This window comes from Ignavibacteria bacterium (assembly GCA_017303675.1).
Lineage (GTDB): Bacteria > Bacteroidota > Ignavibacteria > Tepidaquicellales > OLB5 > OLB5.
The window spans coordinates 1,096,763-1,110,202 of record JAFLBX010000002.1; the positions used below are offsets into that span (position 1 = coordinate 1,096,763).

The 13,440-nt window shown below is 39.2% G+C and carries 14 protein-coding genes; 5 read left to right on the forward strand and 9 right to left on the reverse strand.

Annotation, left to right across the window (positions count from 1 at the left end; translation table 11 throughout):
- Window positions 1-6 precede the first annotated feature (6 nt).
- From mrdA to J0M37_14370, 6 genes are all read right to left on the reverse strand, one after another.
- On the reverse strand, window positions 7-1,788 hold the full coding sequence (gene mrdA / locus J0M37_14345) for a penicillin-binding protein 2 (protein ID MBN8586267.1): 1,782 nt from the start codon (window positions 1,786-1,788) through the stop codon (window positions 7-9).
- A 3-nt stretch (window positions 1,789-1,791) separates the two neighbouring features.
- Window positions 1,792-2,286, reverse strand: a complete 495-nt coding sequence (mreD, locus tag J0M37_14350) for a rod shape-determining protein MreD (GenBank protein MBN8586268.1) — start codon at window positions 2,284-2,286, stop codon at window positions 1,792-1,794.
- Window positions 2,283-3,116, reverse strand: a complete 834-nt coding sequence (mreC, locus tag J0M37_14355; GenBank protein ID MBN8586269.1) for a rod shape-determining protein MreC — start codon at window positions 3,114-3,116, stop codon at window positions 2,283-2,285. The genes mreD and mreC overlap by 4 nt, the downstream gene beginning before the upstream one ends.
- 187 nt (window positions 3,117-3,303) lie before the next feature.
- On the reverse strand, window positions 3,304-4,329 hold the full coding sequence (locus tag J0M37_14360) for a rod shape-determining protein (GenBank protein MBN8586270.1): 1,026 nt from the start codon (window positions 4,327-4,329) through the stop codon (window positions 3,304-3,306).
- A gap of 168 nt (window positions 4,330-4,497) precedes the next feature.
- Window positions 4,498-6,015 carry a bifunctional phosphoribosylaminoimidazolecarboxamide formyltransferase/IMP cyclohydrolase gene (gene purH / locus J0M37_14365; GenBank protein ID MBN8586271.1) on the reverse strand — a complete coding sequence of 506 codons (1,518 nt, stop codon included), beginning with the start codon at window positions 6,013-6,015 and terminating at the stop codon, window positions 4,498-4,500.
- Window positions 6,016-6,154: 139 nt separating this feature from the next.
- Window positions 6,155-6,847, reverse strand: a complete 693-nt coding sequence (locus J0M37_14370) for a phosphoribosylglycinamide formyltransferase (GenBank protein ID MBN8586272.1) — start codon at window positions 6,845-6,847, stop codon at window positions 6,155-6,157.
- Between the two features lie 148 nt (window positions 6,848-6,995).
- Between J0M37_14370 and rpmE the strand changes: the two genes are divergently transcribed.
- From rpmE to J0M37_14390, 4 genes are all read left to right on the forward strand, one after another.
- A complete protein-coding gene (gene rpmE, locus J0M37_14375; GenBank protein ID MBN8586273.1) occupies window positions 6,996-7,250 on the forward strand; it encodes a 50S ribosomal protein L31 in 255 nt (84 codons plus the stop codon).
- 90 nt (window positions 7,251-7,340) lie between these two features.
- A complete protein-coding gene (locus J0M37_14380; GenBank protein ID MBN8586274.1) occupies window positions 7,341-8,567 on the forward strand; it encodes a hypothetical protein in 1,227 nt (408 codons plus the stop codon).
- 89 nt (window positions 8,568-8,656) lie between these two features.
- Window positions 8,657-9,118: a hypothetical protein gene (locus J0M37_14385; protein ID MBN8586275.1), complete on the forward strand. Its 462-nt coding sequence runs from the start codon at window positions 8,657-8,659 to the stop codon at window positions 9,116-9,118.
- 138 nt (window positions 9,119-9,256) lie between these two features.
- Complete coding sequence (locus tag J0M37_14390) at window positions 9,257-9,412, forward strand: hypothetical protein (protein MBN8586276.1); 156 nt, start codon at window positions 9,257-9,259, stop codon at window positions 9,410-9,412.
- A 244-nt stretch (window positions 9,413-9,656) separates the two neighbouring features.
- Here J0M37_14390 and J0M37_14395 read toward each other — a convergent pair whose 3' ends face one another.
- The gene (locus J0M37_14395) at window positions 9,657-11,294 is read right to left on the reverse strand and encodes an SBBP repeat-containing protein (GenBank protein ID MBN8586277.1); all 1,638 of its coding nucleotides are present in this window, start codon (window positions 11,292-11,294) and stop codon (window positions 9,657-9,659) included.
- 329 nt (window positions 11,295-11,623) lie between these two features.
- Between J0M37_14395 and J0M37_14400 the strand changes: the two genes are divergently transcribed.
- On the forward strand, window positions 11,624-12,109 hold the full coding sequence (locus tag J0M37_14400) for a DUF2721 domain-containing protein (GenBank protein ID MBN8586278.1): 486 nt from the start codon (window positions 11,624-11,626) through the stop codon (window positions 12,107-12,109).
- A gap of 137 nt (window positions 12,110-12,246) precedes the next feature.
- Here J0M37_14400 and J0M37_14405 read toward each other — a convergent pair whose 3' ends face one another.
- On the reverse strand, window positions 12,247-12,774 hold the full coding sequence (locus J0M37_14405; GenBank protein MBN8586279.1) for a biopolymer transporter ExbD: 528 nt from the start codon (window positions 12,772-12,774) through the stop codon (window positions 12,247-12,249).
- A gap of 76 nt (window positions 12,775-12,850) precedes the next feature.
- Window positions 12,851-13,438 carry a biopolymer transporter ExbD gene (locus J0M37_14410; protein ID MBN8586280.1) on the reverse strand — a complete coding sequence of 196 codons (588 nt, stop codon included), beginning with the start codon at window positions 13,436-13,438 and terminating at the stop codon, window positions 12,851-12,853.
- Window positions 13,439-13,440 lie beyond the last annotated feature (2 nt).

Genomic DNA, 13,440 nt, shown 5'->3' on the forward strand with positions numbered 1-13,440 from the left:
ATTAAACTATCTTTCACCGAATGAATCTTTAACTTCACTCTCATCAGTTAAACCGAGTAGGTATTTCAAAATTATTCTCTGAGCAATAGGGGCGGCAACTGTTGCACCGAAGCCTGCATTTTCCACCAGCACGCATATAGCGATCTTAGGATCTTCATAAGGCGCGTAAGCTATGAACCAGGAATGATCCTGTCCATGCGGATTCTGCGCAGTGCCGGTTTTACCGGCTATATTTACGTCACTTGTTCTTATCGATCTGGCTGTGCCGTTTCCGTTAACAACAAGATACATACCTTTTTGAATAATCTTGAAATATTCTTTATCAATTGGCACATCGTGCTTTTTATATTGTACCGGAGTTAACTCGCCTGTAACAGGATTTTTAAGTGAACGCACAAGGTGCGGCTGCACAAATGTACCTGAATTGGATAGAATTGCCGTATGCAAAGCCATCTGCAGCGGTGATACACCAAGCTCTCCCTGGCCAATACCAAGACTTACAACATATCCCTGGGTCCACCCTGTTGAGCCGTAACGTTTATTGTAATACTCAGTTGAAGGAAGAAGGCCCTTGGTTTCTTCCGGGATATCAATTCCGGTTTTTTGACCAAAGCCGAGCATCTGGCCATACTTGCTCCAGTTATCAAGTCCAATACGCAGAACAAGCTTGTAGAAAAATACGTTTGATGAGTGTTCAATAGCTGTAGGTATAGTAATTGATCCGAACGCACCGTGATCTCCGAATACTTTATTTCCGAACCTGAAGCTGCCTTCACAAGGAATTGTTGAGTTCGGTTTGAGAAAACCTTCCTGAAGCGCTGAAAGCGCGGAAACCATTTTATAAGTTGAGCCCGGGGGATATTTAGTCTGCGTAGCGCGGTTGAAAAGCGGGTTCTTTTTATCAGTGTTGAGCGCAGTCCATATTTCAGGCTTAAGCTTACCGCTGAAATAGTTCAGGTCATAATCAGGCTTGCTGACCATACAGATTATTTCACCGTTATTGGGGTCCATAGCCACTATACCGCCGGTCCTACCTTCAAGCAGCTTTTCTGCAAAATTCTGTACATCTGCATCAACGCTTAATATCAGGTCATATCCGCTGATAGCTTTTACATCGTTCTTTCCGTCGTTAAGGGGACCCACTTCCCTGCCTTTATTATCCTGAAGGATAAATTCAAAACCTTTTTCACCGCGCAGGTAGTTTTCGTAGCCTGCTTCGAGTCCCGTGGTGCCGATAAGATCTCCCTGCTTGTAATAATCACCCTGCTGTTTTTTCAGCATGCTTTCTGAGATCTCTTTGGTATAACCAATCATGTGTGAACCGCGGAAATCCGTTGGATATAATCTGATGGGATCGATACTGTAATCTATACCTTTGAGCAGCTCGCGATTTTCTTCAATGAAAGATATTATCCTGAAATCAACATCACGCTGAATCCTGGTAGGGATGAACCGGTTTGTGCCTTCAATTTTTTTAAGCTCAGCTCTAAGGTAATCAGGTTCTATACCTAGCAGCCCGCATACAGTAGAAATATTATTAGTATCAAATTCTTTTTTAACAACGGTAACGCTGTATGAGGGCTTGTTATCAACAAGGAGCTTGCCGTTACGGTCAAAAATAAGCCCGCGCGCGGGCGTGGTAATTATAGTTTTAACTGAATTGCGTTCGGCATCTTTATCGAATTTATCAGGATTAATGATCTGAAGCTGCACAAGCCTTCCCCCGATAATTATACAAATTATCAGCGAAAATATATAATAGAAATTTTTTCTTTTGCTCAGATCCATTTATTAACGTGCAAATCTCCTTCTTCTTGCAAAAATTACAGGGAAAATGCTGAACAGCGCAGTATATACTGTTGTGGGAAGTACATATCTTATTAGAATATCAATAAAGGTTAAATTCGTTCCCTGGAAATAAAACGTAAAATAAACAATGTTATTTACGACAGAACATACTGAAACAATTATTATGAAAATATAGCTGTTAAGATATCTCTCAGTTTTCTGTTCATTGTTGAAAAAGCCTGAAACAAAACCTGCGGCAGTTTTAGAAAGCGCCATAAGCCCAATGAAAGAAAAGCTGAAAATATCGAGTATAAGCCCGGATACAAAGCCTGCAATACTGCCTGTTATCTTGCCGCGTTTTATGCCAACATATACCAGCCCTATCAGTACAAGATCCGGAGTTATTCGGAATTCAGTTACATCGATAAAGCTAATAACTGTTTTCTGCAGAAGTATCAGTACTAAAAGTATCCCGCCGTATTTCAGGTATTCATTCATTTACTTTTCTCACCGAACTTCTTTTCGAGCTCTTTTCTTTCGTCATCAGAAAGATATTTCAACACAAACACTTCTTCAACGGTTTCAAAATTCACGAAACACTCGACTTCTATGTTCTTAAACAGGTTATCTAGTGTGTTATCTGTAGTTACATAACCAATTGGTATACCGGCAGGAAATGAATTACTGTATTCAGAGGTGATGACCACATCACCTGCTTTTACATCAGCGCTCTTAGAAACATTCTTCATCCTGATCTTGCCTTCGCCATCCCATGCTATGATGCCATCAACCCTGCTTCGCTGAATCTTAGCGCTTACTTTAAGATCCTTATTAAAAAGTATCTGTGCTATACTGTAATTACCGCTTGTTGCAACGATCTTGCCTACAAGACCCTTATCGGTAATAACAGGCATTCCAATTTTTACAGAATCATTTTCGCCGACATTAATTGTAATATTGTTGCGGGTTTGAATTAAGGTTTTTCCAATTATCTTACCGGTAACAGTTTGATAGTTTGTCCGGTTTTTGAACTCCACCATATGTATCAGCCTGAGGTTTTCAAGCTTGGCTTCTTTCAGCATGCTGACTTCTTTTGAAAGATCGATATTGGTTTCACGCAGGGTTTTATTTTCACGCTCAAGCTCAAATATATTTGGTATGAATGAAAACCCATCCTGGATAGTACCGATAACGTTCACAGCAATTACGCGTATAAACCGAATTTGTACGTTATCGTTCTGGAAAATTAAAATTAAGCTGATAACAATAAGGGCTGAAAATATTATGTACTCTTTGAGATTTCCTAAATATGAAAGAAGGATCTTCATTAAATGGAGTGGAGTTGAGTTTTAAAAAATTTAATGAATTTGTGGTTATGTTTTATACATTTGCGAGGAGCGTGAGCGACGAAGCAATCTCTTTATACTTACTCTTATGCTCTCCTAATGGGATTGCTTTCATTCCTGCGGCAGACAAGCGCTTTCGCCCGCAAAATTATGATGACATTTGTTACTGTTAATACTTTTTGCTCTTAATAAGCACTTTTGAGTACTTTTGCAGGTCTTCGAGTACCTTACCGGCTCCGCGTACAACAGCCGTTAAGGGGTCTTCGGCTACATGAACTGGCAGATTGGTCTCGAGCCTGATACGCTCATCCAGCCCTTTTATAAGCGCGCCTCCGCCGGAGAGCATGATACCTCTATCGAGGATGTCAGATGCAAGCTCAGGCTGAGTATTTTCCAGGGCAACTTTTACCGCACGGATCATCTGGTTGACAGGGTCGCTGAGTGCCTCGCGGATCTCGATAGAGCTTACCTCAGTCATTTTAGGCAGACCCGAAACAAGGTCACGCCCTTTTACTTCAATGATAACTTCTTCCTTAAGCGGCATAACTGAACCAACCTGGCATTTGATCTCCTCAGCAGTTCTTTCACCAATTAAGATGTTATAATTTTTTCTGAAGTATTCAACGATAGAAACATTAAGCTCATCACCTGCTACTCTTATTGATGCGCCGTTTGCGATACCTGAAAGCGATATGATCGCAATTTCAGTTGTGCCGCCGCCGATATCAATTATCATGTTGCCAACTGGTGATGATACATCAAGTCCGACGCCAATTGCAGCAGCCATAGGCTCAGCCAATAGGTAAACTTCTTTCGCACCTGCATGTTCTGCTGAATCGCGCACGGCGCGTTTTTCAACTTCGGTGATACCGCTTGGCACGCAGATAACAACTCGCGAGCTTGGGAAAATACTTGAATGCACTTTTTTTATGAATGCGCGCAGCATGCCTTCTGCAATTTCAAAATCAGCAATAACGCCGTCACCCATGGGTCTGATAGTTTTAATACCCTTGTGTGTTTTCTCGTGCATCTGTTTCGCTTCGTGGCCGACAGCGATAATTTTTTTTGTTGTTTCATCAAAAGCAACAATGGAAGGTTCGTTCAGAATTATTCCTTTGCCTTTAATGTATATGAGTGTATTAGCTGTGCCTAAGTCAATTGCAATATCAGCTGATAAAAATCCGAATAAAGCCATTTATTTGAGGTACCCCGGTGAAGATTAAAATTATATAAAATGAAATTCAGAGTTCAATGCTAAAAAGACTGTAAAATGCGAAAATCTTAAAAAACCAATTTGCAAATATAAGGTTTAATTTTATTTATTTAAGTGAACTTATTTATACTTTTTTAAAGTTTTTTTGGGCTAATGCCTGAAATGCCTAACTCCAGTTAAAACCATAGCTAAACCGTGCTCATTAGCCGCCTGGATAACTTCTTCATCTTTAACAGAGCCGCCCGGGTGGATAACGGACTTAGCGCCGGCTTTAGCGGCTTCAATAACGCCATCCGGGAACGGGAAGAATGCATCGGAGGCGACCGAACAGCCGGTAAGATCAAACCCGAAGCGTTTTGCTTTGTTGACGGCAAGCATGCTGGAATCAACCCTTGAAGGCTGCCCTCCGCCTATCCCTAATGTTCTGCCGCCCTTTGCGTAAATTACAGCATTACTTTTTGTATGTTTGCATACCTTCATTGCGAAAAGCAAATCTTTCATTTCCTCATCAGTTGGTGTTCTTTCGGTGACGGTCTTCATTTCTTTTTCATTAACCAGCATATCATTCACATCCTGCACAAGCAGGCCGCCTGTTACTGATTTAAGCTCCATTGCATTAGCAAATTGCGGATGAGTATATTTGATAACACGCCTGTTCTTCTTTTTAAATAAAAAGGCAAGTGTATCTTCATCGTACTCAGGCGCTATAACTATTTCAGTAAATATCTTATCCATTTCCTCAGCGGCAGCAAGTGTAAGCTTGCGGTTAACAATAACTATTCCACCGAAAGGCGAAACTGTATCAGTCGCGAATGCTTTCAAGTAAGCATCTTTAACATCGGCGCCTTCGGCAACACCGCAAGGATTGGTATGTTTTAATATTGCGCAGGCTGGTTCGGTAAATTCATTAATTAAATTATATGCCGCATCAATATCAATTATATTTATGTATGAAAGCTCCTTGCCGTGCAGCTTTTCGAATATCTGAGAGAAACCTGTTTGACCAACATCGTATAATCCGGAGCGCTGGTGCGGATTTTCGCCGTACCTGAGCTGTTCATAGCCTGTGTAATAAATATCAAATATTCCGCTGGCCTGTTTATTGATCCTTCGGAAATAATTCGCAATGCTTATATCATAACTTGCTATGTATTCAAACGCATCTGCCGCAAGAAGCCTGTTAATATCTTTTCCTTCTTTTACAGCGCTTAAATAAATGCCGTACTGATTGGGGTCAACCAAAACGCTTACGCTTGAAAAGTTTTTAGCTGCAGCACGGATGAGTGAAACTCCCCCGATATCTATCTGCTCAATAGCCTCGGCTTTGGTACAATCAGGCTTGCTGATAGTTTGTTTGAAGGGGTACAGGCTTACGCAGACGAGGTCAAAAAGCTCAAAACCGTGAGTTTTCACCTCATTTTGGTGATCTGGATTGGTTTTATCAGCCAAAATTCCTGCAAAAATGAGGTGCTGCAGGGTTTTAACCCTGCCGCCAAGCACTTCGGGAGCCTTGGTGATCTCTTCTATGGTTTTAAGCGCAATACCGCTTTCTTTAAGCAGCTTTGCGGTACCGCTTGTTGATACTATTTCAAAACCAAGTGATAAGAGTTCTTTTGCAAACTCAACAACACCGGTTTTATCGTAAACGCTTATTAATGCTCTTTTCATTTGTTGTTTTGTTTTAAATAATTTGTTGATTACACACCCCGACTCGCCTTCGGCGAGCCACCCCTCTCGAGAGGGGAATTTATCTGCTTATATACAAGAACCTAATTGCAGCCTGAACTCTTGACTCCCTAAGCGATCCCTATCCTTTGGATAGGCAAATGCCCAAAAGTTTCAGGCTTGTCTCCCCTCTCCTTTTAGGAGAGGGGTTGGGGGTGAGGTTTAAAATCGTCACTTTATTTTTTCTCACCCTGACTCTTTTCTCTTCAAACAGCTTTATTGCTTCGGGGTACAATTTATGTTCAGCGCGCAGAACTCTTTTCTGCAATGATTCTGCATCATCTGCGGGTTTAACTCTCACCTGCTTTTGCAGAATAACAGCGCCGCTGTCGTAAACTTCGTTTACAAAATGCACTGTTGCGCCGGTTGTTTTTTCATTTGCTGCAATAACAGCTTCATGCACATGGATTCCGAACATTCCTTTGCCCCCAAACTTTGGCAATAACGCAGGGTGAATGTTGATTATCCTGTTCTTAAATTTTTTTATAATTACAGGGTCAAGCATTTTCATATAACCGGCAAGCAGAATAAAATTCACTTTATGTTTTTTAAGTGATCTTAATATTTCTGCTGTAAATTCTTTTTGTGTTGTGAATAATTTTTGCGACAGATGTTTGTGAGGGATATTATATTTAGCTGCAGTTTTTAAAGCTCCTGATCCTGAATTATTGCTTATAACCAGGGAGACCCCGGAACTGATCCATCCCGAAAGAGAGGCTTTAATAATTGCTTTTAAATTTGAGCCGCTGCCTGAGGCAAAAACACATAAATTCAAACCCAACGTACACGGAATTTTATTGATTTTATGCAAAAATACGCAAAAATGTCATTATAATCAATTAAATAATTGCAAAATTTCAATGAAATTTGTATATTTGTAGTCTTTAATATCATAATATACAAGGAACAGGACTAAACGAACCATGAAAAAGGGAACGCACCCAAAATATATGAAATGTGACGTAATCTGCAATTGCGGTGAAAACCGCGGCGTTTTATTCACAACCCGCTCCACAGTACCGCAGATAAAGGTGGAAATCTGCTCTAAGTGCCATCCTTTCTTTACAGGCAAACAGAAGCTTGTTGACAGCGCAGGACGTGTTGAGAAATTTAACCGTAAATACGCAAAGAAAAAACCGGTTACTGCTGAAGTTAAGACTGAAGAAACAGCATCATAGTTCATACATTATAAGGCTTAAAAAAGCATAAGCTTAAAAAGCTTTACAAAATCACAATTATTTTATGATCCTCAAATATCAATTCAAATTATGAATATCTGTATATTTGAGGATCTTTTTATTTCCCGGCTTGCCCCTTTAAACTATTTAAGACATACATCAAAGCTTATTTGCGGGGCTGATACATTACTGGAAAAAATTGTTAATTTTTTCCCGGCTAAAACTCCGCTCACGCTCCACTCAAGAAAATATATAGCACCCAGCCTGGCTGAAAAATTTCCGAAGGCAAAAATAAATGAGCTTTCTGATTGTGAATATATTTTTTTGAATTCACGTGTTATCTTCAAAGCCGAAGAACTGAAATCCATCATAAAATTATTCAAAAAAGATAATAATACCGCAATACTTCAGGATAAATCTGTTGTAGCTTTTCATTTATCAAAGGAAAAAGCCCGGCAGTATAAAGAGATAATAAATCCCGATGATGATAACCTGGTATCATCTGCTGACATAGAATGGCTGGGCCTGAATAAATCCGAATCAGGCAGTTACCGGTTTATAAATTATTCCTCTGACCTTATTTTATATAACGAAGACCAGCTTAATTACGACCTGAACCGTGAAATGAAGGGAAAGAAAAAACTTCATATCGGTAAAAAATGCAGTATTGGCAAGAATGTAGTTTTTGATACATCTGCAGGAAGGATATATATTAACGATAATACGACAATCGAACCCTTTACCTATATTAAGGGTCCGGTATATATTGGTGAAGGCAGCACTATCCGTTCAGGTTCACAGCTATACGGTCCGGTACGAATAGGCGGTTCATGCAAGGTATCAGGCGAAATAACCTGTTCGATACTTCATTGGTATGTGAATAAACAGCATTATGGCTTTCTGGGTCATTCTTATTTATGTGAATGGGTAAATCTTGGCGCAGGAACTACTACAAGTAATTTAAAGAACAATTATTCCAAAATTGTTCTGAATATTGACGGACAAAAGATAAATACCAATTCTATTTTTCTCGGCAGCATAATTGGAGATCACACCAAAACAGGGATACAGACTATGCTGAATACCGGGACAATGGTGGGGATATCTTCAAATCTATACGGCGCAGGCTATCATAATAAAAAAATAAACTCATACAGCTGGGAAGACGCATCAAACAACGAAGTAATTTCATACGAAATCGAAAAAGCTATCAGCACGGCAAGAACTTCTATGGGTAGAAGAAATGTGAATATGACAGAGGCTTACGAAAATATGATGAGGCATGTGTATGAGAACAAAGATGAGAACTTGATATAAAGTTAACTACTAAACCTCACAAACAGAGAACACCGCTTTCCTGCCTCGACTGCTGTTACGGCAGGCAAGCGCGGGGATTTTGGGAATACATGAAAATTTCAGATAAAACAAAAAAAACTATAGAAGAGCTTTATATTTATTCAGGCAATAAGCTTAAGAATGTTATTGAGCTGATGGTACTTATTGAACTGGCAGAGCAGTCAGGCAAGGATAAATTATTCTACGATATCCAGTTTGCAGCTAAATACTTAAACGGTTTAGGCAGGATCTTACAGAGCAATGTGGCAATTACCACACAGAAAAAGCCCGGCGAAAACGGCGAAGAGCCGCCTTCGGCAGAAGAAGCGCGTGCGAAAATTATGGGTGAATACAAAGCCAATATGATAAAATTCACCAATTATTTAAAAGACCTGTTGTTGGATGCAGATGAGGCTGACCGTAAGGAATTTGAAGATAAATTTTTATCACTTTCACGTACTTCTATGGTTAATTTAACTACCCTGATTTATGACCTGAGCTGGCTGAAAAGATATCTCAACAGCAAAAGGTAAGCTGCATAAAATTACACCAAAAACCCGTTACAATTTTTAACAAAAGGTAACATAACAGAAACGTCTCTCTTTTAGTCTGCATGGTTTATATAAACAAGCAGTGCAAAAGCATCTAAAATTTGCAAAAAGGAGTAAAAAATGACCATCTTCAAAAATTTTTTCTGGTTTATCATGTATACAATCATTACTATTAACTGTATTGCCATGTCAGCGCAGTATTTCCTGGGAATCAACAATATTATCAGCAAAGTATTCGGGCTTATAGATGATGTAGATATTGCAGCATTATTTTAGGTAGCTGTCTAAATCATCGTCTATATAGAGTTTCTTTCGAAGCAATGTTATGTGTGATAATGTGATATTTTATTACGCCAGAGTCAATTTAAATATACTCTGAAGGGCAAAACAGGTGTAAACCGAAACAAGGGGCTGACGCCCCTTGTTTACGGATAAACTGAATTGTTAACGGTAACTTAAAATGAAAGTGTTCCGTATTAATTACCTTTTGATTAAATCACGGAATTAATACAAATATTATTTATTTAATCAGTATCATTTTGTTTGTTTGTATAAAATCACCTGAGCTTAACCTGTAATATAATACGCCGCTGGCTGTACCTGAAGCATTCCAGTTAACAATATAAGTACCCGGTTTCAGATCATCATTTACAGGCACAGAAATAAGCTTACCTAACACATCGAAAATTTCGAGCTTCGTGTATCTATCATTGCCTGCAGGAATATCGATCCTTATATTAGTCGAAGGATTAAACGGATTCGGATAATTTTGATACAGCTTATAACTGAGAGGGATACTTCCTGAAACTGGCTCTACACCTATTGGTACAGGAGAATATCTCAACGTAAAAATATCATTTTCTCCGCCGGTAACACCTGCATAACCTGTTACATAAACATTTTCAAACTGGTCAACTGCAACTGAAGAAGCAAAATCATTTTCACCTGCCGGCGCGTTGAATCTCATAGTCCATTGCTCAGAACCGGAACTATTATATTTTACTGTTAAGTAATCTTTTGAAGATACTCCATCACTTGCCCCTGTCACATAAATATCTGAACCGGCAATTACCATATCAGACGGGGTATCAAAACCTGTTCCTTCAAATCTTGAAACCCATTGCAGATCGAGATCAGAGTTATATTTTACTGTCGCATAATCAAAGGTGTTGTTTACACCCATGCTTAAGCCTGTGACATAAACATTCCCTGCATTGTCCGCCTTTATCCTTACTGCATTATCTATCTGCCTTAGCGGAGGTCCCGAATAAAAAGCTGATTTAAGGCTATCACCGTTAGCATCATTATATTTAATCGTGAAATAATTATAATTCCCGTTCAGGCTGTCAGTTCTTCCTGTAACATAAACTGCACTGTTTACATAAATAATGCCGGTTGCCGCATCTTCATCATTCGCTGTCCCGTTATATCTTTTCGCCCATTGAAGGTTTCCGTTGCTGTTAAATTTTACGGTCAGATAGTCTGACGTATGCAGGTCCTGCATTACAGTTGAAAATCCTGCCAGGTATATATTTCCGTTGTTATCAATTGTTATATCATCAGGCTGGTCGAACGAGCGTGAGAGGGGTCCGTTATATACAGATGCCCAGAACTGGGTGCCTGCTGAGCTGTACTTTACAGCGGTAAAGTGCTGGTCTCCGGCATCATCGCTACGGCCCCCCACATATACATTTCCGGCAGCATCAATTTCGATCGCAAGACCGTAATCTCCCCCGTTGTTGGAACCGTTAAATGTTTTAGCCCAAACAAGGTTCCCCGCAGGGTCATATTTCAGAGTTATGATATCCCTGCTGGACTGGAAAGTATAACCGGTGAGATAAACAGAGCCAAGTGCGTCAACTTCCAGGGCTGTTGCTTTATCCTCATTTAAGCCCTGGCTGCTGTAATATCTTACCCAAACTGTATCACCTGTCACGGTATTATATTTCAGCAATATTATATCTGTGCCTGTATTATTACCATTCACACAGCCTGTGACATAAATGTTCCCTGCATTATCCTGCTTAATTGCTACAGAAGTATCCTGAGAACCTGAAGCCGGTGAGCTGAAACGGGCAGACCACCATTGGTAAGATTGTGACGATAAATCAGATACAGCAAAAATAAATACCAAACCCAGTATTATTTTTATTTTCATGGTGTTTTAAATAAAATTAATAATCATTTTATCTTTTTAAGTTACAAATACCGTGCCCGAAATTTTAATGAAAAGAATATATAAAGGTATGATTTTGATTAAAGGAAATTAAAATGTGACAGAAATGTCATAAAACAGCAGGTCAATTTTCTGTCAGATAAACAAAAAGGGCAATCTATTTTTATAGGTTGCCCTTTAGAAATTTGAATATTATGAATCAGAATTAACTCAATATCCGGTAAATTCTTCCGGTATTAAATTAAACATAGTTCCTTTACTTTATATTGATTATTTTTAAAGAAATAAACCATTACAAAAAATTATTAAAAATGAATAATACTATAATTACGGGTATTGAAGCTATACAATCTATGCTTGCACCTGCGCTTGGAATATCAGCAACAGCAATGCTGCTGCTGAGTATGCACAACCGGTTTTCAATAATTATAAACAGGCTAAGGCTGCTTAACGAAGAAAAAAGGCGCTACCATGCCAAAATAGCAGATAATGTTGAAACAGGAGCATATGAAAGCATCAGGTATTCAAGTATTTCAAGCCAGCTTAAAATACTTACTAAAAGATGCAGAGTTCTGAGAAATGCTATACTATCAATGATGGCAGCAATAATGCTTTTTGTACTGGCTTCATTGCTTATCGGTGTAAATATTTTTATATCAACAGAATTAATAAAGAATACACCGCTGGTATTTTTTTCACTCGGAATGCTGCTTGTCCTGACAGGAATAATTTATTCAGCAAATGATGTGATCAATTCATACAGGTTAACAGAAGTTGAAGTTAAAGGTGAAGTTTAAGTCTACAGTAAGGCAGTCAATTCAAACAGAATTAAGTAAAAATAAAAAGGCATTCTATTAAATAGAATGCCCTTTATAATTTTGAAACAATCCGTGAAACATAAAACACGGGAATTGTAACCCCGTTTTAATTATATTTATCCGCCTATAGCTTCGAGAACCTTGAAATCAGGCTCTTCCATTTTCGAAAAGCTATAGCGTTTTTCTATGGCTGCGCGGTTTATCTCATCAAGAACAGATATCATCATATCATATTTGGCTTTGCGGTGGAACTTAAGGATCATGATCATATCCTTATTCTGCGTTCCCCATCCTTCAAGGTACTGCTTAAGCTGCTGAAGGTTCACCTTAATAGGCTGCTCTTCAGTGCCATCTGATTTACCTTTAGAAAGCCCGATGTTGCCTTTTTCTGATATTCTGACAAATACAACATTACCCATATCAACCTTAACGGTAGTGTTCTCATCTCCCTTGGGAAGATTGATCTGCATAACCTGCGGCTGGTTCAATGTTGATGTCATGATAAAGAATGTAAGCAAAAGCATGATAACATCCACATAGGGAGTCATATCGATATGGAACCCTACGCGCTTCCTTTGCTGCCATTTATTTTTTTTGCGTCCGCGTTTCTCGCCGCCGCCTTCGGCCTGTTCAACACTTGCCATTATAAATTTCTCCTATAAACTGCTTTGCAGGACAAAACAGCTATATACTTTTAATTATAAACTTTAAAAAAGATAATTACTTTTTCTCTTTTTCGTCCGTTTCAAGATCTGTTACAAAAGAGAACCTGGTATTTTTGGTTTCCTTAAGTATTTCCATCAGGTCCTGTACGGCACCAATATCGGCTTCTTTATCGCCTTTCACTACAATTCTGAGATCTTTACCTACATTACTTTTAGATGACAGGCGGAAATCGATCAATAGTTTCTTGAACTTTTCCCTGTCATTAAAAGCTATGATAGGCCGTTTCATCTGGCCTTTATCATTCAGGTTGGCGGGATTATTCCAGCCGGGCTGAGTAGAGCTATCAGGGTGAAAAGCAGCCAGTCCGATAGGATCGCCGAGAACGTCTTCTCTTACATTGATGTTATCAACATCGGCAAAAATATCACCGAAGCGGTTGATAACCAGTGTCATAACGTTCCTTTCAGGCAGCTTTGTTGTATCATTGCCTGAATTCGGAAGCTTAACCTGTATATCTTCAGCAAGCTCAGCTTTGAACTGGGCTGTTAGAATGAAGAATGTCAATATAAGCATGATCACGTCAACATACGGCGTCATATCTATGGCCTGGGCCGGTCTTCTGCGTTTTTTGACTGCTGGCATAT

Excerpts from the sequence above, each read along its gene's own strand:
- rpmE (MBN8586273.1), top strand. The coding sequence starts at position 6,996 with ATGAAAAAGGGAACGCACCCAAAATATATGAAATGTGACGTAATCTGC.
- mreD (MBN8586268.1), bottom strand. The coding sequence starts at position 2,286 with ATGAATGAATACCTGAAATACGGCGGGATACTTTTAGTACTGATACTT.
- J0M37_14395 (MBN8586277.1), bottom strand. The coding sequence starts at position 11,294 with ATGAAAATAAAAATAATACTGGGTTTGGTATTTATTTTTGCTGTATCT.
- J0M37_14390 (MBN8586276.1), top strand. The coding sequence starts at position 9,257 with ATGACCATCTTCAAAAATTTTTTCTGGTTTATCATGTATACAATCATT.
- J0M37_14410 (MBN8586280.1), bottom strand. The coding sequence starts at position 13,438 with ATGCCAGCAGTCAAAAAACGCAGAAGACCGGCCCAGGCCATAGATATG.
- J0M37_14400 (MBN8586278.1), top strand. The coding sequence starts at position 11,624 with ATGAATAATACTATAATTACGGGTATTGAAGCTATACAATCTATGCTT.
- J0M37_14360 (MBN8586270.1), bottom strand. The coding sequence starts at position 4,329 with ATGGCTTTATTCGGATTTTTATCAGCTGATATTGCAATTGACTTAGGC.
- purH (MBN8586271.1), bottom strand. The coding sequence starts at position 6,015 with ATGAAAAGAGCATTAATAAGCGTTTACGATAAAACCGGTGTTGTTGAG.
- J0M37_14380 (MBN8586274.1), top strand. The coding sequence starts at position 7,341 with ATGAATATCTGTATATTTGAGGATCTTTTTATTTCCCGGCTTGCCCCT.
- J0M37_14385 (MBN8586275.1), top strand. The coding sequence starts at position 8,657 with ATGAAAATTTCAGATAAAACAAAAAAAACTATAGAAGAGCTTTATATT.
- mrdA (MBN8586267.1), bottom strand. The coding sequence starts at position 1,788 with ATGGATCTGAGCAAAAGAAAAAATTTCTATTATATATTTTCGCTGATA.
- mreC (MBN8586269.1), bottom strand. The coding sequence starts at position 3,116 with ATGAAGATCCTTCTTTCATATTTAGGAAATCTCAAAGAGTACATAATA.
- J0M37_14405 (MBN8586279.1), bottom strand. The coding sequence starts at position 12,774 with ATGGCAAGTGTTGAACAGGCCGAAGGCGGCGGCGAGAAACGCGGACGC.